This is a genomic window from Mycolicibacterium arabiense (assembly GCF_010731815.2).
Classification (GTDB): Bacteria; Actinomycetota; Actinomycetes; order Mycobacteriales; family Mycobacteriaceae; genus Mycobacterium; species Mycobacterium arabiense.
Map to the genome: position 1 here is coordinate 805,093 of NZ_AP022593.1, position 23,883 is coordinate 828,975.

The 23,883-nt window shown below is 64.3% G+C and carries 25 protein-coding genes and 1 tRNA gene; 16 read left to right on the forward strand and 10 right to left on the reverse strand.

All coding sequences use genetic code 11. The features are described from left to right. The first annotated feature begins 13 nt into the window (after positions 1–13). A complete protein-coding gene (locus tag G6N61_RS05535) occupies positions 14–727 on the forward strand; it encodes a trimeric intracellular cation channel family protein (RefSeq protein ID WP_163917619.1) in 714 nt (237 codons plus the stop codon). Here the strand turns inward: G6N61_RS05535 and polA are convergent. Together polA and G6N61_RS05545 are read right to left on the reverse strand one after the other, a co-directional pair. Continuing rightward, positions 658–3,387: a DNA polymerase I gene (gene polA / locus G6N61_RS05540; RefSeq protein WP_163917620.1), complete on the reverse strand. Its 2,730-nt coding sequence runs from the start codon at positions 3,385–3,387 to the stop codon at positions 658–660. The genes G6N61_RS05535 and polA overlap by 70 nt on opposite strands. 9 nt (positions 3,388–3,396) lie before the next feature. Next, positions 3,397–4,284, reverse strand: coding sequence for a LysR family transcriptional regulator (locus tag G6N61_RS05545; RefSeq protein ID WP_163917621.1), 888 nt, complete (start codon positions 4,282–4,284; stop codon positions 3,397–3,399). 70 nt (positions 4,285–4,354) lie between these two features. Here G6N61_RS05545 and G6N61_RS05550 point away from each other — a divergent pair, with 70 nt between their 5' ends. From G6N61_RS05550 to G6N61_RS05560, 3 genes are read left to right on the forward strand one after another with little or no spacing between them, the layout of a single operon-like run. Then, the gene (locus G6N61_RS05550; RefSeq protein WP_163917622.1) at positions 4,355–5,047 is read left to right on the forward strand and encodes an alpha/beta fold hydrolase; all 693 of its coding nucleotides are present in this window, start codon (positions 4,355–4,357) and stop codon (positions 5,045–5,047) included. A gap of 49 nt (positions 5,048–5,096) precedes the next feature. After that, on the forward strand, positions 5,097–5,546 hold the full coding sequence (locus G6N61_RS05555; protein WP_163917623.1) for a Zn-ribbon domain-containing OB-fold protein: 450 nt from the start codon (positions 5,097–5,099) through the stop codon (positions 5,544–5,546). Continuing rightward, positions 5,543–6,751 (forward strand): lipid-transfer protein, encoded by a 1,209-nt coding sequence (locus tag G6N61_RS05560; RefSeq protein WP_163917624.1) that lies wholly within the window; start codon positions 5,543–5,545, stop codon positions 6,749–6,751. Before G6N61_RS05555 ends, G6N61_RS05560 begins: the two co-directional genes overlap by 4 nt. Positions 6,752–6,826: 75 nt before the next feature. On the opposite strand, the gene G6N61_RS05565 is transcribed toward G6N61_RS05560, so the two are convergent. The 6 genes from G6N61_RS05565 to G6N61_RS05590 all read right to left on the reverse strand — a co-directional run bounded on the left by G6N61_RS05565 (position 6,827) and on the right by G6N61_RS05590 (position 12,782). Beyond that, entirely contained in the window at positions 6,827–7,594 is a 768-nt protein-coding gene (locus G6N61_RS05565) for an ABC transporter ATP-binding protein (RefSeq protein WP_163917625.1), read from the reverse strand. Then, the gene (locus G6N61_RS05570) at positions 7,578–8,435 is read right to left on the reverse strand and encodes an ABC transporter ATP-binding protein (protein WP_235887421.1); all 858 of its coding nucleotides are present in this window, start codon (positions 8,433–8,435) and stop codon (positions 7,578–7,580) included. The genes G6N61_RS05565 and G6N61_RS05570 overlap by 17 nt, the downstream gene beginning before the upstream one ends. Next, a complete protein-coding gene (locus G6N61_RS05575; RefSeq protein ID WP_163917626.1) occupies positions 8,432–9,658 on the reverse strand; it encodes a branched-chain amino acid ABC transporter permease in 1,227 nt (408 codons plus the stop codon). Before G6N61_RS05575 ends, G6N61_RS05570 begins: the two co-directional genes overlap by 4 nt. Then, entirely contained in the window at positions 9,655–10,692 is a 1,038-nt protein-coding gene (locus G6N61_RS05580; protein ID WP_163917627.1) for a branched-chain amino acid ABC transporter permease, read from the reverse strand. Before G6N61_RS05580 ends, G6N61_RS05575 begins: the two co-directional genes overlap by 4 nt. 95 nt (positions 10,693–10,787) lie before the next feature. Beyond that, the gene (locus G6N61_RS05585) at positions 10,788–11,999 is read right to left on the reverse strand and encodes a branched-chain amino acid ABC transporter substrate-binding protein (protein WP_163917628.1); all 1,212 of its coding nucleotides are present in this window, start codon (positions 11,997–11,999) and stop codon (positions 10,788–10,790) included. A gap of 177 nt (positions 12,000–12,176) precedes the next feature. Beyond that, positions 12,177–12,782: a two-component system response regulator PdtaR gene (locus G6N61_RS05590; protein WP_163917629.1), complete on the reverse strand. Its 606-nt coding sequence runs from the start codon at positions 12,780–12,782 to the stop codon at positions 12,177–12,179. A 96-nt stretch (positions 12,783–12,878) separates the two neighbouring features. Here G6N61_RS05590 and G6N61_RS05595 point away from each other — a divergent pair. The 6 genes from G6N61_RS05595 to G6N61_RS05620 all read left to right on the forward strand — a co-directional run bounded on the left by G6N61_RS05595 (position 12,879) and on the right by G6N61_RS05620 (position 16,468). After that, a tRNA-Leu gene (locus G6N61_RS05595) sits at positions 12,879–12,955 on the forward strand. Between the two features lie 98 nt (positions 12,956–13,053). Then, the gene (locus G6N61_RS05600) at positions 13,054–14,382 is read left to right on the forward strand and encodes a tyrosine-type recombinase/integrase (RefSeq protein WP_163917630.1); all 1,329 of its coding nucleotides are present in this window, start codon (positions 13,054–13,056) and stop codon (positions 14,380–14,382) included. Between the two features lie 24 nt (positions 14,383–14,406). Further along, on the forward strand, positions 14,407–14,622 hold the full coding sequence (locus tag G6N61_RS05605) for a helix-turn-helix transcriptional regulator (RefSeq protein ID WP_163917631.1): 216 nt from the start codon (positions 14,407–14,409) through the stop codon (positions 14,620–14,622). Next, positions 14,619–14,828, forward strand: a complete 210-nt coding sequence (locus G6N61_RS05610) for a hypothetical protein (protein WP_163917632.1) — start codon at positions 14,619–14,621, stop codon at positions 14,826–14,828. Before G6N61_RS05605 ends, G6N61_RS05610 begins: the two co-directional genes overlap by 4 nt. Before the next feature lie 967 nt (positions 14,829–15,795). Next, the gene (locus G6N61_RS05615) at positions 15,796–16,005 is read left to right on the forward strand and encodes a hypothetical protein (RefSeq protein ID WP_163917633.1); all 210 of its coding nucleotides are present in this window, start codon (positions 15,796–15,798) and stop codon (positions 16,003–16,005) included. Positions 16,006–16,237: 232 nt separating this feature from the next. Further along, the gene (locus G6N61_RS05620) at positions 16,238–16,468 is read left to right on the forward strand and encodes a hypothetical protein (RefSeq protein WP_163917634.1); all 231 of its coding nucleotides are present in this window, start codon (positions 16,238–16,240) and stop codon (positions 16,466–16,468) included. Between the two features lie 458 nt (positions 16,469–16,926). Here the strand turns inward: G6N61_RS05620 and G6N61_RS05625 are convergent, their stop codons facing one another. Beyond that, complete coding sequence (locus G6N61_RS05625; protein WP_163917635.1) at positions 16,927–17,208, reverse strand: hypothetical protein; 282 nt, start codon at positions 17,206–17,208, stop codon at positions 16,927–16,929. Positions 17,209–17,222: 14 nt separating this feature from the next. Here G6N61_RS05625 and G6N61_RS05630 point away from each other — a divergent pair, with 14 nt between their 5' ends. The 6 genes from G6N61_RS05630 to G6N61_RS05655 all read left to right on the forward strand — a co-directional run bounded on the left by G6N61_RS05630 (position 17,223) and on the right by G6N61_RS05655 (position 22,210). After that, positions 17,223–18,674: a terminase large subunit domain-containing protein gene (locus tag G6N61_RS05630; RefSeq protein WP_163917636.1), complete on the forward strand. Its 1,452-nt coding sequence runs from the start codon at positions 17,223–17,225 to the stop codon at positions 18,672–18,674. A 9-nt stretch (positions 18,675–18,683) separates the two neighbouring features. After that, positions 18,684–20,036, forward strand: a complete 1,353-nt coding sequence (locus tag G6N61_RS05635) for a phage portal protein (RefSeq protein ID WP_163917637.1) — start codon at positions 18,684–18,686, stop codon at positions 20,034–20,036. 90 nt (positions 20,037–20,126) lie between these two features. After that, complete coding sequence (locus G6N61_RS05640) at positions 20,127–20,564, forward strand: hypothetical protein (protein ID WP_163917638.1); 438 nt, start codon at positions 20,127–20,129, stop codon at positions 20,562–20,564. 124 nt (positions 20,565–20,688) lie between these two features. Continuing rightward, the gene (locus G6N61_RS05645; RefSeq protein WP_163917639.1) at positions 20,689–21,558 is read left to right on the forward strand and encodes a phage major capsid protein; all 870 of its coding nucleotides are present in this window, start codon (positions 20,689–20,691) and stop codon (positions 21,556–21,558) included. A gap of 2 nt (positions 21,559–21,560) precedes the next feature. Then, entirely contained in the window at positions 21,561–21,878 is a 318-nt protein-coding gene (locus G6N61_RS05650; protein WP_163917640.1) for a hypothetical protein, read from the forward strand. A 59-nt stretch (positions 21,879–21,937) separates the two neighbouring features. Next, positions 21,938–22,210, forward strand: a complete 273-nt coding sequence (locus G6N61_RS05655; protein ID WP_163917641.1) for a hypothetical protein — start codon at positions 21,938–21,940, stop codon at positions 22,208–22,210. A gap of 336 nt (positions 22,211–22,546) precedes the next feature. On the opposite strand, the gene G6N61_RS05660 is transcribed toward G6N61_RS05655, so the two are convergent. Then, positions 22,547–23,647 carry a gamma-glutamylcyclotransferase gene (locus tag G6N61_RS05660; protein WP_179973575.1) on the reverse strand — a complete coding sequence of 367 codons (1,101 nt, stop codon included), beginning with the start codon at positions 23,645–23,647 and terminating at the stop codon, positions 22,547–22,549. Between the last annotated feature and the right edge of the window lie 236 nt (positions 23,648–23,883).

Here is a 23,883-nt window from a genome sequence, read left to right on the forward strand (position 1 = left end):
GTAGCGTGCGCCCGTGATCCAACACATCGCCAATTACGCGGGCATCGCCGTCCTGGCCGCCTCCGGCGCCGTGGTGGGGATCCGCAAGGGATTCGACCTCTTCGGCATCGCCACGATGGCGGTGCTCACCGGCGTCGGCGGCGGCGTCCTGCGCGACGTGCTCCTCGACATCGACCCGCCCAGCTCCCTGCAGCATTGGCCCGACGTGACCTTGTGCGTCGCGGTGTCCATCGTCACCACCGTCTTCGCCAAGCTGGTGATCCGGCTCAACCAGCTGGTCACGGTCCTCGACGCCGTCGGCATGGGCTTCTTCGCGACGTCGGGGGCGGCGATCTCCGTCGACCACGGTGCGAGCTGGTTCGCGGCGGCCCTGCTCGGAGCGGTGTCCGCCGTGGCGGGCAGCGTGCTGCGCGACGTCGTGGCCGGCGACGTGCCGATCGTGATGGGCCCCGACGACATGTACGCCGCGCCCGCCGTGCTCGGGTCCGTCATCTACGTCGTCGTCGACCATGGCGGGTCGCAGTGGCTGGGCGTGGTGGCGGGATCGCTGGTGGCCACGCTGCTGCGACTGGCCGCCATCACGTTCCACTGGCGGCTACCGACGGGTCCGCGCGAGCTGATCTCCCACGAACACCGTCACCGAACGGTCGCGGCCCCTCAGTGCGCGGCGGCGTCCCAGCTCCGGCCGTATCCCACCGACACCTCGAGCGGGACGTCGAGCGGGTAGGCGCCGCCCATCTCCTTGCGCACCAGTTCCTCGAGTACCTCGTGCTCGCCGTCGGCCACCTCGAACAGCAATTCGTCGTGCACCTGCAGCAGCATCCTCGACGTCAGACCGGCTTCTGCGATGGCGCTCTCGACGTTGACCATCGCGACCTTGATGATGTCGGCGGCGCTGCCCTGGATCGGGGCATTGAGCGCGGCCCGCTCGGCGGCCTCGCGGACGTTGCGGTTGCTGCTGTCCAATTCGGGCAGGTAGCGCCTCCGGCCGAAGACCGTCGAGGTGTACCCGTCCTTGCGAGCCTGGTCGACGACGTCGCGCAGGTAGTCGCGGATGCCGCCAAACCGGGCGAAGTACTGGTCCATCTGGACCTTCGCCTCTTCGGTGGAGATCTTCAGCTGTGCGGCAAGGCCGTAGGCACTCAACCCGTAGGCCAGACCGTAGGACATGGCCTTGACCCGGCGCCGCAGCTCGGGCGTCACCTCGTCGATCGGCACGTCGAAGGCGCGGGACGCGACGAACGAGTGCAGGTCCTCGCCGGTGTTGAAGGCCTCGATCAGACCCTCGTCGCGGGACAGGTGCGCCATGATGCGCATCTCGATCTGGCTGTAGTCGGCGGTCATCAACTCGGCGTAGCCCTCGCCGACCACGAAGCCGTTGCGGATCCGGCGGCCGTCCTCGGTGCGGATCGGGATGTTCTGCAGGTTGGGCTCGGTGGACGACAACCGTCCGGTCGCGGCGATGGTCTGGTTGAACGTCGTGTGGATGCGGCCGTCGGAGGCCACGGAGTTGAGCAGACCGTCGACGGTCACCTTCAGCCGCGTCGCGTCGCGGTGGGCCAGTAGGTGCTGCAGGAACGGGTGCCCGGTCTTGTCGAAGAGTGACTGCAGCGCATCCGCATCCGTCGTGTACCCGGTCTTGGTGCGCTTGGTCTTCGGCATCTCGAGTTCGTCGAACAGCACGACTTGGAGCTGCTTGGGCGAGCCGAGGTTGATCTGCTTGCCGATCACCGAGTAGGCCGCCTCTGCCGCGTCCCGGATCAGGTCGGCGAACTGGCTCTGCAGTTCGCCGAGCAGGTCCAGGTCGACGGCGATGCCACGGGACTCCATGGCGGCGAGCGCCCGCTGCACCGGTAGCTCCATCTGGCCGAGCAGCGACGAGGAGTCGATGCGGGCGAGTTCCTCGTCGAGCGCATCGGCGAGGTCCATCACGGCCGATGCCCGCAGCAGCAGCGTCTGCACCGCCTGATCGTCGACGCCGTCGGCATCGTCGAGCAGCGAGAGCTGTTGCTGCTCCGGGCCTTCCGCACGGAGTTCACGGCGCAGGTAGCGCACCGACAGATCGTCGAGGGCGAAGCTGCGCTGGCCCGGACGGACCAGATAGGCCGCGAGCGCGGTGTCGGACGTGACCCCGCGCAGCGTCCAGCCGCGTCCCTCGAGGTCGTGCATCGCCAGTTTCGCCTCGTGCAGGGCCTTGGGCGGGCCGGGGTCGGCCAACCACGACGACAGCGCCGCTTCGTCCTCCGGGCCGAGGGTGGTCGTGTCGATGTAGCAGCCCTCGCCGTCGGCGGCCACGATCGCCAGCGCCGTCGCGTCACCGTCGTACGCCAGGTGGGTCCCGACGACGGCCAGCCCGAACCGGTTGCCCAGGCTGTGCTCGGACAGCCATGCCGCGAGGGTGCCCGGCTCGAGGACGCCGCCGCGGACGTCGAAGCCGACCTCGACCTCGGGGTCCGCCGACGCGAGCGTCTCGAAGAGCCGGTCGCGCAGCACCCGGAACTCGAGGTCGTCGAACAGGCGGTGGATCTGATCGCGGTTCCACGGCTGCATGCGCAGCGTGTCGGGCGTCTGCGCGAGCGGGACGTCCTTGACCAGCTGGGTCAGCTCGCGGTTGAGGATCACGTGAGAGACGTTGGCGCGCAACGCATCCCCGACCTTGCCCTTGACGGTGTCGACCTGGTCGACGAGGGCCTGCAGCGAGCCGTACTCGACGATCCACTTCGACGCCGTCTTCTCCCCCACCCCCGGGATGCCCGGCAGGTTGTCGCTGGGGTCGCCGCGCAGAGCGGCGAAGTCCGGGTACTGGGTCGGCGTCAGGCCGTACTTCTCAACGACGGCCTCGGGCGTGAAGCGGGTCAGCTCGCTGACGCCCTTGCGCGGGTACAGCACCGTCACGTCGTCACTGACCAGTTGCAGCGCGTCGCGGTCGCCCGTGACGATCAGAACGCGGTACCCCTCATTCTCGGCCTGGGTGGCCAGCGTGGCGATGATGTCGTCCGCCTCGAACCCCGGCTCCGCGAGCACCGTGATGCCCAGGGCGCCGAGCACCTCCTTGGTGATGTCGATCTGCCCGCGGAACTCGTCGGGCGTCGCCGAGCGGCCCGCCTTGTACTCCGGGTACCTCTCCATGCGGAACGTCTGCCGCGACACGTCGAAGGCCGACGCGATGTGGGTCGGCTGCTCGTCGCGCAGCAGGTTGATGAGCATGGCGGTGAATCCGTACACCGCATTCGTGGTCAGACCGCCCTGGGTCTTGAAGTTCTCCGCAGGCAGGGCGAAGAACGCCCGAAAGGCCAGCGAATTGCCGTCCAGCAGCATCAGTGTCGGCTTGGTATCGGCCGACGGGGTTCCGGCGGCGCGCTGCGGCGCGGTCTTGGCAGGGCTCACGCCCTCACTCTATTCATCGGGTCCGACGCGCAGTCGACGCCGAGCCATCTCGACCAGAACCCGCGCCGCCGGGCTCATCGGCCCGTCCGCACGCCAGGCGAAGACGAGGCGGCCCCGCAGTTCCGGCACGATCGGCAGCACGTGCAGGCCCGCCCGCGCCGCCGCGGCCACCTCGGGGAGCAGCGCGACGCCAAGGCCACGCTCGGCGAGGTCGGCCAGCGCACCAGGCGTCGTCGCCTCGAACGCCACCCGGACCGCGACCCCCGCCGCCGCGCACGCCTCGTCGAACCGGCGGCGGATGCCCGTGCCCGGCGGCAACGCGATGACGGGCCGTTCCGCCAGATCGGTGACCGCGACGGCGCGCCGTCGCACCCACGGGTCCGCCTTGCCGACCGCTGCGACGATGCGCTGATCGGTCACCACCTCGGCGGCGAGCCCGTCCGGAACGTGGTCGGAGATCGACACGATCGCCGCGTCGAGCCGCCCCATGCGGATGCCGTCGATCAGCGCCTCGGAGTCGTCGCTGCCGAGCGAGATGTCGACCCCGGGGTGCGCGACGTGGAACTCCGCCAGCAGTCCGGGAAGGTCGACGTCGTGGGCGGTCACCGCACCGATCGCGACCGAGCCACGGACCAGTTGGCCGAGTTCGTCGACCGCGGTGCGCGCGGCGGCCACCGAAGCGAGCGCGGCGCGTGCATGCGGCAGCAGCGCCGTGCCGGCCGCCGTCAGTCGCACCTCGCGCTTGCCCCGATCGAAGAGCGGTTCGCCGAGCTCGCGCTCGAGCCGGGCGATCTGCGCACTCACCGCCGGTTGCGCGACGTGGACGCGACCCGCCGCACGGGTGAAGTTGGCCTCTTCCGCCACCGCGACCACGTATTCGAGCTGACGCAGTTCCATAACTGATGATTATAGTTTGGTGTCGAAATCGCTATTGGACTTATGATTACGGGGCTTCCACGCTGGAGTCATGTCCACGAACTCCAACGGCATCACCTTCGTCCTGGTCCCCGGAATGTGCCACGGGGCCTGGTGTTTCGACGAGCTGGCAGCATCCCTGCGCGAGGCGGGCCACCGGGTACTCGCGGTGACGCTGACCGGCGTGGCCGAGCGGGCGCACCTCCTCCACGGCGGGGTCAACCTCGACACCCACGTCACCGACGTCGTCTCAGCCATCGATAACGACGACGCCGCTGACGACCTGGTTCTGGTCGGGCACTCCTACGGCGGCATGGTCATCACCGGAGCCGCCGACCGCATCTCGGAACGCGTCGACGCGCTCGTCTTCATCGACGCCGTGGTGCCGCACGACGGCGAGTCGTGCTGGGACGTCGTCGACGAGGAAGAACGACGGTGGTACGTCGGCGTCGACGACAGCGGGTTCGGCGTGCCTCCCCTGCCCTTCTTCGACGAGCGGGCCACCGCCCATCCCCTGGCGAGCGTGATGCAGCGGCTGCGGGTGAGCGGCACCCTCGACCGGTTCCGCCGCCTCGAGTACGTCTACGCCCTGGACTGGCCCGGCGAGTCGCCACTTCGCCCGTCCTACGACCGGGTGCGCGACGACCCCCGATGGAACTGCCACGAACTGGACGGCAAGCACAACCTGATGCGCGACAACCCCGACGATCTGCTGCGGATCCTGCTGGACGTCGCCCAACGGTAAAACTGCAACACGTTTCAGTTCCGCGCCCATGATCGTTTAGGCTGACCGGGTGCCAGGTGATACCGATGCCGCAACGCAACTACCGGCCATCGACGGTTGGTGGAGCCAGGACGATTCCGGCGCCACCTCATTGATCGCAGGCAAGTGCACACAGTGCAGCACCTACGTCTTTCCCCCACGGGCCAACAACTGCCCGAACCCCGCGTGCGACGGCGACGAGCTGGCGCAGGTGCCGATCTCGCGCCGCGGCACGGTGTGGAGTTACACCGAGAACCGCTATCCGCCACCGGCCCCGTACCCCGCGCAGGAGTCCTTCGAGCCCTTCGCGATCGCCGCGGTGGAACTCGCCGAGGAGGGCCTGATCGTCCTCGGCAAGGTCGTCGACGGGACGTTGGCCGCCGACCTGAAGGTCGGCATGGAGATGGAGCTGACCACGATGCCGCTGTACACCGACGAGGACGGCTTCGTGCGCAGCGTCTACGCCTGGAGGATCGCATGAGCGCTAGTACGCCGGAACCGCTCTACATCCTCGGCGCCGGCATGCACCCCTGGGGCAAGTGGGGACGCGACTTCACCGAGTACGGCGTCGTCGCCGCCCGCGCCGCGCTGGCCGAGGCCGGACTCGACTGGCGCCAGATCGAATTGGTCGCAGGCGCAGACACGATTCGCAACGGCTACCCAGGCTTCATCGCCGGGTCGACGTTCGCCCAGAAGCTCGGCTGGAATGGCGTGCCCGTCAGCTCGAGCTACGCCGCCTGCGCCAGCGGATCGCAGGCGCTGCAGAGCGCGCGTGCCCAGATCCTGGCCGGCTTCTGCGACGTCGCCTTGGTGATCGGTGCCGACACCACGCCCAAGGGAGCGTTCGCGCCCGTCGGCGGAGAGCGCAAGAACGACCCCGACTGGCAACGCTTCCACCTCATCGGCGCGATGAACCCGGTGTACTTCGCGCTGCTTGCTCGCCGCCGAATGGATCTCTACGGCGCGACGTCGGAGGACTTCGCCCAGGTCAAGGTGAAGAACTCCCGCCACGGCCTGCAGAATCCAAATGCCCGCTACCGCAAGGAATCCGCCGTCGAGCACGTGCTCGCCAGCCCCGTCGTGTCGGACCCGTTGCGACAACTCGACATCTGCGCGACGTCCGACGGCGCCGCGGCACTGATCGTCGCGAGCAAGTCCTTCGCCGAGAAGCACCTCGGCTCACTCGAAGGCGTGCCGTCGGTGCGCGCAGTGTCCACGGTGACGCCGCGCTACCCCCAGCACCTGCCTGAATTGCCGGACATCGCAACGGATTCGACCGCCGTGGTGCCCGGCCCCGACCGCGTGTTCAAGGACCAGATCCTCGACGCGGCGTACGCCGAGGCGGGCATCGGGCCCGAGGACGTCAGCCTAGCCGAGGTCTACGACCTGTCGACGGCGTTGGAGCTGGACTGGTACGAGCACCTCGGGCTGTGCGCGAGGGGCGAGGCCGAGCAGCTGCTGCGCAGCGGCGCGACCACGATCGGTGGCCGCGTGCCAGTGAACCCGTCCGGCGGGCTGGCGTGCTTCGGCGAGGCGATCCCCGCGCAGGCGATCGCGCAGATCTGCGAACTCACCTGGCAGCTCAAGGGTCAGGCCACCGGCAGGCAGGTCGAGGGTGCGAAGGTCGGCATCACCGCGAACCAGGGCCTGTTCGGCCACGGTTCGTCGGTGATCGTCGCGCGCTGACGTCCGCGAGCATGCGCCGACTCGGGTTCGAGCGCGGCGTGTCGCCCGCAGACACGCACGCTCGCCGGAGAACGGTCAGGCGACACCGAGGTAGGCGGCGCGGATGCTGTCGTCCTTGAGCAGGTCGCGGGCGACGCCTTCGCGGGTGACGCGGCCGGTCTCGAGGATGTAGGCCCGGTCGGAGCGGCTGAGCGCCTGCTGGGCGTTCTGTTCGACCAGCAGCACGGTGGTGCCCTGGGTGTTGATCTCCGAGATGATCCGGAAGATCTGCGAGATCACCATGGGTGCCAGGCCCATCGAGGGCTCGTCGAGCAGCAGCACCTTGGGCCGCGCCATCAACGCCCGCCCGATCGCGAGCATCTGCTGCTCACCGCCCGACAGTGTGCCGCCGACCTGGCTGCGGCGTTCGGCCAGGCGCGGGAAGGTCTCCAGCACCCAGTCCAACCGTTCGCGGTGCTCGGAACGGCTCGGGAACTTCCGCCCGTAGCAACCCATTTCGAGGTTCTCGACCACGGTCATGCCGGGGAAGACACCGCGACCCTCGGGCGCCTGGATCAGGCCGTCGGTGACCCGGTTGTGTGCCTTGATCCTCGAGACGTCCTGCCCGTCGAACCACACCGACCCCGACGTCAGGGGCCGTAGTCCGGAGATGGCCCGCATCATCGTGGTCTTGCCTGCGCCGTTGGAACCCAGCAGTGTGACCAGTTCACCCTCGCGGACGGTCAGCGACACCCCGTGCAGCGCCTGGATGCGGCCGTAGTGCACCACGGCGTCGCGGACCTCGAGCAGCACCGGCCGGGGGTCGAGGTCGGTTGCCGGGGTGGTCTCAGGTGAGTTCGTCATCGGGTACTCCAAGGTAGGCGGCGATCACGGCGGGATCCTCGCGGATGTCGGCGGGCAGGCCGTCGGCGATCTTGCGACCGAACTCAAGGACCACGATGCGGTCGGTGACCCCCATGACCAGACGCATGTCGTGTTCGATGAGCAACACCGTGTACCCGTCGTCGCGGATCGCCTGGATGAGTTCGATGAGCGCGGACTTCTCGCTCGGATTGAACCCCGCGGCCGGTTCGTCGAGGCACAGCAGCTTGGGTTCGGTGGCCAGCGCGCGGGCGATCTCCAGCCGCCGCTGATCACCGTAGGGCAGGTTCTTGGCCTTCTCCTCGCCGCGATGGGCGATGCCGACGAACTGCAGCAGCGCAGCGGCACGCTCGATCGCGTCGCGCTCCTCACGCCGGTGCCGCGGCGTACGCACCAGCGCCCCGGGTACCGACGTCTTGTGGCGGGCGTCGGTGCCGACCACGACGTTCTCCAGCGCGGTCATCTCACCCCACAGGCGGATGTTCTGGAAGGTCCTGGCGATGCCGCGGCGGGTGATCTCGTGGCGCTTGATCTTGCCCAGCGGAGCGCCGTCGAACAGCACGCTGCCCGACGTGGGCCGGTAGACCCCGGTGATGGCGTTGAAGCAGGTGGTCTTACCCGCGCCGTTGGGTCCGATCAACCCCAGGATCTCTCCGCGCTTGATGTCGAAGGTCACCGAGTCCAGCGCGGTCAGACCGCCGAACTTGACGGTCAGGTCCTGGGTCGCGAGTAGCGTCTCGCCCTCGGCCACCGCGACCTCGCGGTGCAGGACGGCGAGATCCTCGTCGATCAACGGTTCCTCGGTACCGGGCTGATCGGTCATGCCGCCGCCTTCGTCTCATCGGCGCTGCGCAGCAGCTTCTTCGCCGACTTGCCGTACGCCAACAGCGCCTGGCGCACCGGGAACAAGCCCTGGGGACGGAAGATCATCAACACCACCAGCGCCAAGCCGAAGAACAGGTATTTCAGGTCGCCCATGTTGACGCCGAGGAACTCCACGCCCAGCAGGCGGTTGGGCAGGTAGACGATGATGAACGCGCCGAAGATCACGCCCAGCTTGTTGCCTTGGCCACCCAGGACCACGGCGCACAGGAACAGCATCGAGTTGATGATGTTGAAGGTCGGCGGCGCGACGTACTGCACCTGACCCGCGTACAGCGCACCGGACAGACCGCCGATCGCGGCGCCGATCACGAACGCCCACAGCTTGAAGCGGAAGGTGTTGACGCCCATGACCTCTGCGGCGTCCTCGTCCTCGCGGATGGCCACCCAGGCGCGGCCGACGCGGCTGCGCTCCAGATTGCCCACCAGCAGCAGGATGCCGACCATGAACAACAGGCCCAGCCAGAACCACCAGGTGCCGTAGTTGGCGTCGCCGGCGGAGTTGCCGTTGGAGAACACGCCGTCGGGCAGGCCCTCCTTCTCCCCCACGTGCGGGTACGCGATCTGGTTGAGCCCGCGCGGACCGTTGGTGACGTCGGCGAGGTTGTCGGCCATCAGCCGGATGATCTCGCCGAACCCGAGCGTCACGATGGCCAGATAGTCGCCACGCAGGCGCAGCGTCGGGGTGCCGAGGATCAGTCCCGCCAGCGCCGTGACCGCCATGGCCAGCGGAACGCACGACAGCCACGCCCAGTCCGAGCTGAAGAACCCGCTCGGGCTCATCTGGTTCCACGGACTGTCCGGACTGGTCAGAAGGGCCACGGTGTAGGCGCCGACGGCGTAGAAACCGACGTAGCCCAGGTCCAGCAGACCCGTCTGGCCGACCACGACGTTCAGCCCGATTGCGATGATCGCGATCATCGCGAATTGGGCCATGGTGCCGCCGAAGCTGATGCCAGGGGTGTCCAGGAACGCCGGGGTGTACAGCGGCAACAACGCCAGCAGCGTGAACCCGATGGCGCCGATCACCCACTTGTGCGACCGCCTCAGCCCGTCCCACCACTGCCGCAACCCGTCACCGGGTGCCAGCAGCCGTGACGCCGTGGTCGACGTCTTCTTCGCGTCGGCGCCGGTGTTCGTGTCGGTGTCGTCGTGCGCACTCATGCTCGCGCCTTCCCCAGACTCTCGCCGAGTATGCCCGTCGGGCGGATCAGCAGAACCAGCACCAGCAGCACGAACGCCACCACGTCACGCCACTGGGTGCCGAACAAGGCCTGGCCGTAGTTCTCCATGATGCCGAGCAACAACCCGCCCAGCAGAGCGCCGCGCAGGTTGCCGATGCCGCCGAGGACCGCCGCGGAGAACGCCTTGATCCCCAGCAGGAATCCGCCCGAGTAGATGATGCCCTGGGGCACCTTCAGCGTGTACAGCAGAGCCGCGGCACCGGCGAGCAGACCACCGATCAGGAATGTCGTCATGATGATCCGCTCCCGCGACACGCCCATCAACGTCGCCGTCGTCGGATCCTGTGCGACCGCGCGGATCCCGCGGCCGAACTTGGTGCGGTTGATCGCGACGTCGGTGAGCAGGGCCAGGATCAGCGCAGCCACGACGATCACGATCGTCACGTTCGACACCGCGGCGCCGAAGATCGTGAACTGAGTCTTGGGCTGTACCAGCACGACCGGCTGCTGAGCGTTGGACCCGCCATACCCGTCGATGATCTGCGGCAGGATGAAGTGCACGAACTCCTGCAGCACGAACGACATGCCGATCGCGGTGATCAGGAACGTCAATGGACGCGCATTGCGCTTGCGCAGCGGCCGATAGGCGACGAACTCCAATCCCACTGCCGCAGAACCCGACACCAGCATCGCGAAGATCATTGCGATCGCCAGATACAGCACCGTCAACGCTATGCCCTTGTTGTAGGCGTTGCCGCTCGGAGTGAATCCCAGGATGACGTCGAGGCAGAAGTACGCGCCGAACATGCCGAGCATGAAGATCTCTGAGTGGGCGAAGTTGATCAGCCGCAGCACGCCGAACACCAGGGTGTACCCCACCGCGACGAGCGCGTAGATCGCACCCCAGGACAGACCGTCGATCGTGAACTGCCAGAAGCCGTTCAGCAGATTGTCGACGTTGAAGTTGATGTTGGCGGCAGTACATGCGTACTCGCCAAGACAGTCGGACGGCATCCGGCGGCGGCTCCTCGTGACGGTGGTGTTCGCGTCTTAGACGAGAACGCGTCCGGAACCGTACTGTTCCGGACGCGTCCCCGTCGTCGAATGTCCTACTGGACCTTGAACATCCAGATCAGGTTGGTCGTGAGCTCCCCATTCGGAGTCCACTGGTAGTTGCGAGCCACACCCTGGCCGTTGTAGTTCCGGACGAAGTCCAGCAGCGCCGGGCGGGTGATGGCACCCGAGTCGATGCCCTTGAGCAGGATGGTGCCCAGGTCATAGCCCTCGGTGCTGTACGTGCCGGGATCGGCGCTGAACTTCTGCTTGTACTCCTCGGCGAACGAGCCCGTTGCCGGGCCGCACGGGCAGGACAGCAGCGCGTCCTTGGACGCCTCGCCTGCCTGATCGACGAACTGCTGATCCTTGGTGCCGTCGGCGCTGACGAACGTCGCGGTGACGCCGCCGTCCTTGAGCTGCTGGACCAGCGGCGCGGCCTCGGAGTAGTAGCCGCCGAAGAACACGGCCTCGGGAGCCGCTCCGTTGATCTGTGTCACCGCGGCGGAGAAGTCCTTGTCGCCCTTCTTGACCGAGATGTTGCACTGCGAGTCGGCAACCGGGCCGAGCGTCTCGCGCACCGCGGTGGCGAGGCCGAGGCCGTAGTCGGTGCTGTCGTCGACGACGCAGATCTTCTTCAACCCCATGGTGTTCTTGAGGTAGTTGGCGACGGACGGGCCCTGGACTGCGTCGTTGGCCAGTCCGCGGAAGAACGTCTTCCACCCGTTCTCGCTCAGCGTCGGGTTGGTGGCCGACGCCGTCGCCGAGACCAAGCCCGCCTGGTCGAACACCGTTCCGGTCGCCTTGGTCTCGCCGGAGAACGCAGGACCGACCAGGCCGATCGTGTACTGGTCGTCGACGATCTGCGGCGCGATGGCGGTGGCCTTCTGCGGGTCACCCTCGGTGTCGAACTTCTTCAGCTGCACCTGGCAACCCGGGTTGGCCGAGTTGTGCTTGTCGATGGCCAGCTGCACGCCGTTGACGATGTTGATGCCAAGAGCGGCGTCCGGGCCGTTGAGGGCACCGGCCATCGCGATGGACACCGGTGGGCACGTCGCCTTGCCGTCGCCCGCGGGGTCGGCCGGAGCCGCGCCCTCGGCGGCTTTGACTTCCGCGCCGTTCTGGTCGATCTGGACCTGCTCGACGATCTTCAAGTCGGACTGCGACGAACTCTCCTCGGGTGCGGACTGATTGCAGCCGGCCATGGCCAGCACAAGCAAGCCCGCGCCGCCGAGAGCAAATGCACTCCGTGCCACGCGACCGTGCACGTTTCACCTCCGGGTCAGGGTTTTCATCGACATCGACGTCACGGCGCGGATCGGCCGGGTCGGCGATGCTTCGGGTAGAACATAGCCAACGCATGGCCAAAGTGCGTGGTGTTGGGAAATGCCGCACCTGGACGGGCTGAACAACCCGCTGGAATGGGCGATTTCGAAACCTCGTCGTTACGAGTCGCCGGGTTCGTCGAGCGTCTCGAGCACCACTTCGGCCACCCGCTTCATCGTCGTCCGCCGATCCATCGCGGCACGCTGAATCCACTTGAACGCCTCGGGCTCGGACATGCCCTGCTTCTGCTGCAGCAAACCCTTGGCGCGTTCCACCATCTTGCGCGTCTCGAGACGGTCGGACAGCGTCGCGACTTCCTGTTCCAGAGCGGCGATTTCGCCGAACCGGCTGACCGCCACCTCGATGGCGGGGATCAGGTCGGTGATCGAGAACGGCTTGACCAGATACGCCATGGCTCCGGCGTCACGCGCCCGCTCCACGAGTTCGCGTTGCGAGAACGCGGTGAGCACCACGATCGGTGCGATGCGCTTGGCCGCGATCTCCGAGGCGGCGTCGATGCCGTCGCGCCGCGGCATCTTGACGTCCATGATGACGAGGTCGGGCCTGAGGCTCTCGGCGAGTTCGACGGCCTCCTGCCCGTCGCCCGCCTGGCCGACCACGTCGTACCCCTCCTCGCGGAGCATCTCGGCGAGGTCGAGGCGAATCAGCGCCTCGTCCTCGGCGATGAGGACACGTCGCGGCCTGACGGCATCGGGTGTGGTCATGACGCCATTGTGGCGTGGCGCGCGCAGATCAGCGACTTCGGGGCCATGACGAACGCTTCACCTCATCATCTATGGTGGGAAACCGCACCAGCGAAGGCCCTCGTATCCCAACTGGCAGAGGAAACGGATTCAAAACCCGTCCAGTGTGAGTTCGAATCTCACCGAGGGCACCAGAAAAACCAGTTCAGAGCCGGTTTTCATATGGAAGCGTCGAACCACGTTCAGCGGCAGTCCGCACACAGTCCGCAGTAGCGGGAGTACGCTGTGGGCTATGTCGCAGGTCAAGCGCAATGTTCGTGCCGGTGTGGAAGACCGTTGGCACCGACCAGCCCGACGCGATGAGCACGTCCATTTCCCTGCGGACCAGTCCGCAGGACCGGTGTGGTGCATCGACCCAAAACACTCCAAAGCCCCGGCGACCGAGGTGTGCACCGTTCGGCACGGTCAGGGCAAACGCTGGCTTGCTCGGTGGGTTGACCACGACGGCGCAGAACGAACTAAGGCGTTCGAACGTAAGGCCGACGCACAGAGACACATAGACGCGACGACAACGGCGCTGGGCACCGGAACCTACGCGGACCCGCAGCGTTCAGCGACCACGTTCGGGACAGTCGCCGAAGCGTGGATTGCAACGAAGAAAGCCGCGAACCGGGCACCGAAGACCATCGCCGGATACCGGGGCCTGCTAGACGTGGTGATCTTGCCGAAGTGGCAGAACGAACGACTCCGCGACATCGACCATGAGCGTTTACAAGAGTGGGTGTCGTGGCTGTCGAAAGATCCGGCAGCCCGTAAGCACAAGGGCAGCGACGATACCGGCCTATCCCCCGCCCGTGTCATTCAGGTTCACCAGGTGGTCCACCAGGTGTTCGCGTACGCCATCCGCCACGGATACATGGCCGTCAACCCTGCGGACAGCATCGAACTTCCCAGTAAGCCGCAGAGCAAGGATTTAGCCCTGACTCACAATCAGGTGAACCGGCTTGCCGAGGAAACGGCCAACGCGGAAACGTCATCGGTGCGGCACCGAAGCGACACAGCGCCATCCCTATTGCCGCCGCACGCCCTTGCCACCATGGTCCGATTCTTGGCCTACACCGGTCTGCGGTATGGCGAGTGCGCAGCACTGCGAGTGCGTGACGTAGACGTTGACAACCGCCGCGTCACAATCGCCAAGTCGATCACGGGCGTTCGCGGTCAGGGCCGCGTAGAGGGCGACACGAAGACTCATCAGAAGCGAAGCGTTCCGATCCTGACCACGGGCTTGACCGAGGAACTGAGACAGGTGGTCGCGGGCCGCAGTCCGTCCGAGTTCCTGTTCCCTGGCCCCGATGGCAACGCCATGACCGTGGGTTGGTTCCGGGTCCGCTTTGATCGGGCAACGGCCAAGCTCAACCTTGTCGGCGTCACTCCGCATACGTTGCGGCACTCCGCTGGTTCGCTGGCGCTGGCGTCGGGTGCGTCCGTGGTGACTGTGCAGAAACTGTTGGGGCACCGGAACGCCACAACCACGATGAACGTGTACTCGCACATGTTGCCGGATGACTTCGACAACCTCGCCGCTGCGATGGACAAAGCCGTTTCCGCTGGTCAGGCTTAGAAATATCGGGTGGATAATTGATGGATGGCGTTAACTCTCGATGATCTCCCCGACCTCGCTGGCATTCCCGAGGTTTCCGCAGCAACCGGCATTCCGGTTGCAACCCTGCGCTGGTACCGCGCGACCGATCAGGGTCCGCGCAGCGTGAAGGTTGGCCGGCATGTGCGCTACCGCAAGGGCGACGTTCTCAAATGGGTTGAGGCACAAGAGTCCGCGAGCGCACGCGGCGGCATCCGATGAGTGAAGATCTGTCACCCACGGCGGCAGGACTCTGGGAGTACCTATCCGCACTCTCCGGCGACGGCAAAAAGGTGCACGTCACTTTTGAGGACGTAGCCGAAGTATTCGCCTGGCCGATGAGCACGGTCCGGGCGGCGCTTGACGAACTTGTCGCAGCGGGCAAGCTGTTTGAAGATACCGACCGGCGGACCTGGCATCAGTCCTAGCAGGGGCAGGAACGCGTACAGAAGCGTGCATCGACGCACTGACCAACTGAGGACGAATCGCGTTGCGCCAGGGACAGATACAGCGACGACACGGCATGTGACCAAGATCACATTGACAAGTCAGTAGGTGCTCGTCTCGTACGCGATAGAATTACTATGAGGGTGAAAGATGATGGCAGACAACGCCACACGGCTAGGCAATCGTCGTACGGGTACGGTGTTCAGGTATCACAAGCCTAGCGACTACCGCCCAGCGGGCAAGTCGTACAAGCCGAGCACGTGAAAGCGCAAGTAGCACAACCACTCTCAAATTCCGAGTACCAAGCGGGCAGGTCCGGCGCTATAACCGGACGTGGTGGATAACCGGGTAGTTAGTCGTCACTGACCCTAAGCAGCGCAAGCTGTGAGCGACCCCTAGGCCTCTCCAATGACGATCCAGTTCCCAAAACATAGAAATCCTATGCAATGCGATCATCCACCGCCCAACGGTAAAGCATCCACCAACGCCCCTCAGGGCGAAGGGGTTTGGGGATTGTCCCCGGTAACGGAACCAACCGCCCAGACAGTAACTAGCCACGCAAGGCTTGACGAACCCTCAACCCCTCTGGGCTTGTTTCGGAAGTGCGGCAGGCTACGGACAGCGACGTACCCGACCGTCGAAGGAAAAGAAAAATAATTCCGTTTCGGTACTTGCCCACCTTGGCAAGGTAACGGTCCCCTGGCAGGTGAGCGGCTAAGCAACGATGGCCCGGACGACGGGAAGGTGAGCAGCCCGCACGGGGTACCCGGTTTGGTTTCGGGCTTGGGTCCACAGATTGATCGGTTCCAGTCGCTGCGCTCCCTTCACCTACGGGGAAGCCGCTGACGCGGCGTGAGAAGTTTCACCGGCCACAATTCCCTCATCCCTGCCCGTCAAACCCCGGCAGGCGACCACAGAGGCACCACCACGCACGTCAGGAGCAGAGACGTGGAGAACATCTACAAGTGCGAACGATGCGACCTCAGGGTCCGCGCGGGCGACGGCTACATCCACACCGAGAACGGCGTGAATTGGGCAATCCATCACCGGGATTGCTTCGAATTCACCGACTCTTACTGCATCGCGGTACCTCGCAGCTGGCACGACCTACTCAGCGCACATCATTATCTGTCGCAGCACAAGGTGACCGCACGATGAGGGCACATTTCGAACCGCCCGCCCCCGTACGCCGACCCAAGCCCGCACGCGGGGACCGTCAAATCTTCCCCGCTGATGTGGCCGTGCTAGGTGACCCGCGCAACGGGGTAGTGGACGTGGTACTTGACCCCGGCGGCGCGGACCCTGTCGAAACTGTAACTCTGACGGTAGATCTCGTTGCGGCACTGCATGTGAAGTTAGGACGTAAGCTCGCACAACTACAGGAGAACCCGTGAGCGACAGTGACATTGGTGTTGATGAACTACTACCAGCACACGGACTCGCGGCTATCTCCGCGTTCAAGCATGGCCCCGGCTATGTCCTCGCCCTTCTAGGTGACGACGGAGAACTCCACACCTACACGCTGTCCGGGCCGCGACTACGCCAGGTGGTCACCATCATGTGCAACGCAGTCCGGGGCATCCCGTCCGGGTCGGTGAGCACACTCCAGCACATCGAGTGAAGCTGTGCGTCGAGTGCGGCACACCCTGCGAAAGCAGCAGGTGCCCCGAGCACAAGCGGCGCAGATCCAACCGAGGATCAGCGACCGAACGCGGATACCCCGCATGGTGGTCGCGGCTATCGGAACGGGCACGGCAACTACAGCCCTGGTGTACCGACTGCCTGACACCAGGCACAGCCGGCAACCCGCTCACCCTCGACCACACCCCACAAGCGTGGACGCTGATCGAACAGGGCAAGCGGCTCACCCTCAAGCACGTCGCAGCAGGTCTGCTCACCGTCGTCTGTGCGTCCTGTAACCGGAGGCGAGGAGCGGCACGCGGCCACCACGTCAACCGGTCGGATGCCTAGACATCATTTCCGCTGGTCAGGGCCTATGCGATGCGGCGAGTTATGACCCTGGGGCACCACCCCTGACCTGGGACAACAGCGGACGCCCACGCGATAGCAAAGTTCGAATTACTCTGCGGTGCCCATGTCGATGATCAATTCGGCAGTGTCTTGGAGCACTTCATTGGCTTGATCCGGCGTGAGTCCCTTGCTGAGACACAACTGGGCGGTTAACGCAACGCTGAGGTTCAGTAGGCCGCTGACCAGTCGGGTGTGTCCGTCTTCCGGGTTTTCGTGGACGAACGTGGTGGCGAGTTCACCTGCGAGCGTCTTATGCCTGCCCTTCTCACCGTGCGCGGCTGTCAGCAGCGATAGCGCTGTGAGTGTGTCTTCCGTCAGTTGGTCTGCCATGAATCGAGTTTGTCATGCGTGCTGGTCCGAAGGGCAGTGTTGCGGTCGCTCCGCTGCAGTTTCGGCGTTGGCCGCGTGATCGTGCGAAGCGTCGTGAGAGGTTCATTCGTGAATTTCTGACGGTGCCCCGTGGTCACGGTGTTGGTAAGCCATTCCGGCTAAGGGACTTTCAGCGGGAGATCGTGCGCGGTGCATTCGCTGAGGGTGTACGTACGGCGTTGGTGTCGATTCCCAGGGCGAATGGTAAGACGATGCTCGCGGCTGCGCTGGCGCTGGCTGAGTTGTTCGTCGGTCCGCCGTCGGCTGAGGTTCTGGTGGTCGCCAGTGACCAGCGTCAGGCGAACATCACCTTTCGGTATGCGAAGCGCATGGTGGAGCTGAACCCGATTCTTGCTGAACGTGTGCAGGTGTATGCCGACAGGCTGTATCTACCCGAGAATGACGCCACTCTGTTGCCTCTCCCGGCTGAACCTGGCGCACTGCACGGACACGATCCGAGCTTGCTCATTGTCGATGAGTTGCACGTGGTCACTGAGGGCGTGTGGGAGGCGATTACGTCGATGGCCGGTAAGCGTCCCGAGTCGTTGACGTTGGCTATCTCGACGCCTGCCAGTTCGGCGGACAGCGTCATGTGGCGTTTGGTGGAGCATGGCCGTCGTGGCGATGATCCGTCGTTTTACCTCCGTGAGTTTGCGGCACCGGTCAACTGTGACGCCGACGACCGGGAGGCGTGGCGGATCGCCAACCCGGCGTTGTCCTGTGAGAACCCGTTTCTCGCTGAGGATGGCATTGCGTCGGTTCGTAAGACGCTGCGTGAGCCAGTGTTTCGCCAGTTGCGTTTGGGTCAGTGGGTTTCGGGTGTCGATTCGTGGTTACCGTTCGGGGCTTGGGATGCTTGCTGTGAGGAGCGTTCGATTCGTGGCCCAATCGTCGCCGGTTTTGATGGTTCGGCGTCGGGCGACTCGACTGCTCTTGTGGGATGCACGATGGACGGGCACCTGTTCCTAATCGGCCTGTGGGAGAACGACGGCACACCTGACTACCGCGTTCCGCGTGAAGAGGTCAGCAACGCCGTTGATGTGATGTTCGACCGGTACGAGGTTTTGTCCCTTGCCTGCGATCCGTGGGGATGGCGTTCGGAGATCGACGCGTGGGGCAAGAGGCACGGCGAGAAGCGGGTTGTGGAGTACAACACCGGGTTTGTCGGTCGTATGGCACCGGCTACCGACAGGCTGTATCAGGCCATCGTGGACGGCACGGTGACTCACGACGGTGACCCTCGTCTTGCTGCTCATGTGGAGCATTGCGTGGCCCGTCCTACGCCGCAGGGTGACGTGATTGTGAAGGACAAGCGTGGTTCGCCCCGCAAAATTGACGCTGCTGTGGCCGCGATCATCGCGTTTGACCGCAGGGCGTTCCATTTGAACAACCCTAAGAAGCGCCATCGCGCAGCATCTTTCGCTTAAGGACAATCCATGACCGATGATTTCATCGCTCTTCTACAGGCTCTTGATTCACACCAGTATCGCTATGGTCTGCTGGACAACTACTTTCAGGGCGTCTCGCCCCTCAGTTTCTTGAGCCGTGAGGCGAAGGTGGCGCTCCAGAACTTCGAGCAGATCAGTTCGAACCTGTGCCGCACTGCTGTCGTCAGCTTGCAGGAGCGTTTGCGCCTATCGGGCGTGACGGGTGCTGATGCGTGGAGCCTGTTTGAGTACTCAGACCTTGACCAGTTGGCCGCGCAGGTTCATCGTGACGCCCTGCTTTACGGGGTCGGTTACGTCCTCTGCTGGACCGACGCGAGCGGTCGTCCGCGTGCCACCGTGGAATCCCCAAAGCAAGTGGCTGTGACCCGCGATCCCGTGACCCGTGAGATCGTCTCGGCTGTGAAGCGAGTTCGTACCGCCAAGACAACCGAAGCGTGGGTGTATTACCCCGACCGGGTTGAGCATTGGACGGCGAACACACCGAGTGCGGGTAACGCAGGGTTCGAACTGGTGAACAAGATTCCGCACGCGTTGGGTTGTGTGCCCATCGTCGCCATCGGCCATGAGGATGAGCCGAGCGCGATTGATGACCTGCTGTCGATCCAAGATGGCGTCAACAAGCTTTTGACGGACATGCTCATTGCTTCCGAGTACGCAGGCCGCCCCCGCAGGTTTGCGAGTGGAATCGAGTTGACCGAGAAGCCGGTTATTGATGACGTGACGGGGTTGCCCGTCCTCGATCCCGTCTCGGGCGAGGCTGTTACCGAGGCCGTCAATCCATTTCCAGAGGAAAACAGGATGATGGTGTCCGAGGATGCCTCTTCGCGCTTCGGTGCCCTGCCTGCCGCCGACCTCAAGACGTTCGAATCGGGTATCCGTGTCCTGATCTCGGCCGCGATGATGGTGTCGGGTTTGCCCGCGCATTACGTCGGTTTACTACAGGATTCGGTCATGTCAGCCGACGCGTTGCGTGCCGCTGAGGCTGCGCTCGTGGCCCGTGCTGAGGCACGTCAGCGTCAGTACGGCGTTGGCTGGGAAGCGGTCGCCCGTCTGCTGGTCGCCATCCGCGACGGCGTTGACCCTGACACGGTGACCGCTCGCGTGGTGTGGAGTCCTGCGGATACCCGCAGTGAAGCCCAAAGTGCCGATGCGGCGGTGAAGCTCTTCCAGGCGGGTTTGTTGAGTAGGTCAGGATGCTTGAAGCGTCTTGGCCTCACCGCCGACGAGATTGTCGAAGAGTTGAAGAACAGCACCAACGAGGCCATGGCTGTCGCTGACGCCCGTGCCGCGAACATGGCATCGGAGATCGGCGCTTTGAGCCGTAGCAAGCCCGCAGCGTAGCTGCCACTGATCCGCCCATACCCGCCGCGTTGGTGGCTGTGCGTGGCGTACAGGCCCCCGTTTGACCCCTTCTGAAAGAGAGGAACCGTCGTGTCTGATACCGACGTAACCCCCACCGACACCACTGACGCCGAAGCTCCCAATGGTCAGGTTGAGGACGACGAGCGTCAGGACGAACCCGACGAGAACGCCGACACCTTCCCGCGTGCCTACGTCGAGAAGCTGCGGAACGAGAGCAAGGGTTACCGCGAACGCGCCAAGACCGCAGAGGCGAATCTAGATGCGACCCTGCGGGAACTGTTCGCCGTCAAGGTAGCCGCGACCGGCAAGCTAGCTGATGGCGAGGACTTGCCCTATGACGCTGACCTGTTGGCCGATGAGGACAAGCTAACCGAAGCGATTGACGAACTGATAAAGCGCAAGCCGCACCTTGCCGCTCGCAAGGTTTCCGGCAGCGTCGGCCAGGGTGTCACCGGCACCAAGGATGAGCCGTTCTCACTTCTGGGCCGCTTGCAGCGATCCGTTTGATAAAATTGGGGTGACGAAAGCGATTGATTCGCAGTCACTCTCAGTACTTCCCGGGCCTGACGCCCAATTCAGCACTCCTGTCCTGATGACAGCGGTATCGCTCTGTCTATCAAGGACTTTCAGAATGACTATTCAGACCCCGGGTAATAACCCATCCCTAACCGCTGCTGAGGTGGCGAAGCTCCTCGTTCAGCCGCTTGAGCAGGCGTCCTCGTTCCTCGCTGCGGGACCGCAGATCATCGACACCGCTGGGCCTTTGCGTGTGCCGCGCATCGCGTCGGGTGCGTCAGCCGCATTCGTTGCAGCCGGTGCCCAGATTCCCGAGAGCGCACCGACGTTCGATGAGGTGCAGCTACTACCCTCGACCCTCAAGGGCATCAAGAGTCTTACCAAGCTCAGCGCCGAACTGATCCGCGAGGCCACCCACACCGTGGGCGCACTCGACCAGGTCATCTCCACCCGTCTCGTCACCGACGTGTCCAACGTTCTCGACACCGCCCTGTATGACGGCACCGGAGCAAGTGACACCATCAAGGGAATTTTCCGCCAGACCGGCATCACTACCGGCGTGCTGGACCTCGCGGACCCGGACAGCCTCATCGATGGCCTTGCGGCTGCTCAGGGCAACCACGTGGCCGCAACGCACTGGGTGATGACCCCGCAGTCGTTCGCCGCGCTACGCAAGCTCCACGTCGGCACCGATGACGCCCGCTACCTGCTTGATCCGAATCTGCATGAGGGCACTCAGTTCACCCTGTTCGGTCTTCCAGTGATCATCACCGATTACATCCCGAACACCGGCACCGCACCGGGTAAGGCACGCGTGGCGCTGGTCGACTTCTCCAAGGTCATCGTGGCCCGTGATCAGTCGCCCTCGGTCACGGTCCTTGATCAGACGTTCGGTGACTATGACACCGTGGGTATCCGTGTCACTGCACGTTTCGATGTTGGCCTGCTATCCCCGAAGGCCGTCACCCTGTTGACTGAGGCCTAATCATGCCAGCGCCAACCTATCTGGATCTTGGCGATTTGATGGGCAGGACGGTTCGCCCGGAGCAGGGCGAAGCCGTCATTCAGAACATCACGGCAATGGTCAAGGCGTACACCCGTGGCGTGGGATTCGCCAACGGGGTGCCTAACGATGAGTTGCGGGCAGTGATCCTGTCGGCGGCGTGCCGCATGATCGCCAACCCGCGAGGCATCGAGCTAGGCGAGAGTGTGGGGCCGCAGTCGGTGTCATTCCGTGGTGCGTTCACTGGTTGGAGTGTTGCGGAAGCATTCACCCTCAACAGGTACCGGAAGCGTGCTGAGTAATGGCGTCTGCACAGGTGTTTCGCCCTTCGCGTGATTGGAAGGGTCAGACGGTCGGCCAGTTGGACGACTACCTGATCGGCACTGTTACCGGTGTGGTGATGGGTGGTCCTTCGGTTCAGCCCGTCCGCAACTTCCCGGGCACTGTGAGCACTGAGGGCCAGATTGGCATCCCGTTCGACCAGGAATCCGAGGTGGTGGTGCAGCAGCACGACCGGCTGTTGATCGGTTCGACGTTGTATGCGGTTGTGTCGGATCGGCTTTGGACTGATGTGAATGTCTTGACGGGTAGTCAGCCGTCTTACTACTGGGTCGAGATTCGTTCGACCACATAGACAACGCCGCTGGGGAACTTTGAATGTCCACCTCAGCGTGCGGGGTGCGGGCCTTTTGGGAGATTGGTCACCCGCACCCACCCAAGCACAGGCCCCACACGCGAACAGGTCTCTCTCTGACCTGCGGGCACGTGTGGGCGTCTGAGGGATGGGAGTGATGACCCCATCCCGAGCACATGCCCCCGGTTCCCCTGTTTCCTGCAATTCCAGGGTTGAGCCGGGGGCGTTGTGTGCTTACGAGCAACCCGGTTTTGAGTACGGGCCGGGGGTGCTGTCGGAATGGAGTACAGCACCAGGGGATGCCCCGCATGCTTTCGGCGTGCGGGGTCTTTCTCGTTATGTACCGTCTTCGGCAGCCGCTTTGAGCTTCTCAATCTGATTTTCAAGGCGCGTAATCGATTCCGCCGAATACTCGATCATCAACTTGTTTCCGGTCTGCACCCACGATTCGTGAACACTCCGAACGGCTTCTAGCTGTCCTTCGCAGAGTGCAACCGGGTCAAAGTCAGTGAAGTCGGTGACCTCGTGGCCGGGGTGACTATTCCATTCGCACTCGCCACAGTCTTCGAAATAGTCTCCGTCGGGGGCGATGTCAGAGTCGTAAAACTTTCGTACTGCACGTGACCCGCAGCGGGGACATTGGTCCGTGCGATCCCAGAGATCCCGCGTCATGATGTTGGCCATGTGGACGACGATGGTATCGACTGCACGCTTAGCAATGAGGGCAGCTGTTCGGTTCGCGTTCGTGTGGTGCGTAAGGTGATTGACCAGTTCCCAAGCTTTGTCGGTTGTGGCCTTGAGATAACCCCTGAGCTTCTCGTTCGAGCCACCGGGGCAGTAGTGGTTGTAAAGCAGCTCACTCCACGCCTTGACGTTGGCAGCCTGCGGCTCCTCCGTTTCTGCCGGTAGCTCAGTTCTCCGGCGTACCGCCGTTATAAGCGAGACCATGCACTCCCGCAGTTGCATTCCGACACCTTGAAAGTCGACAACCTCGACGGCATGTTCAAGGTCGTCTTCGGCCTGGCTCAGCCGACGTAAGACCTCGTCGAGGGGTGTTACGAAATCGGCTCCGAACTTCTCCTCTCGGCTCCTGACCCGCATCATGAGGCCGACATGAAAGGACAGCGTGTAGTCCATGCTTGGGAAGTGGCGCTGTGAGTACAGGTTCGTCATGCCGGTGATGACCCAGTAGCGATCTTCATCTGTGGTCACGTCCCATACTTCGTAGGGAGTCGCCATGACATATTCGACGGTTACCCGCTCGACGTGTTGAACTGTCTCGCCGCGAGCCTGACCCTCGACGTACTCCGAGATTTCCTTCTCGGCGTTGTAGTCGCGTTCGGGGCTGTATCGACCTAGCTGGTCCGCAGGGACAGGATGATCGGGCGGAAGTGTGCAGTCACCCTCGACTGCGTCTGCTGTGGGTTCATCGCTCACCTTGCCCAGCGTAGATCGGGACCACACTTGGACCACAGAATCGAATCCCATGGTGCGGGGGCATTACCACGTCTACGGGCGTGGTAGCCAGTCCGCAGTCAGTCCGCAGCGCACCCCATCGTCACCAACAGATACCCAACCTGTCCCACGGACGAAAGGGCGTCTGACGTGCAGCTATCCGCCAGTAACCGCGACTAGCCCACATCTACCAACAAATGCCGTGACCTGCGGAAACG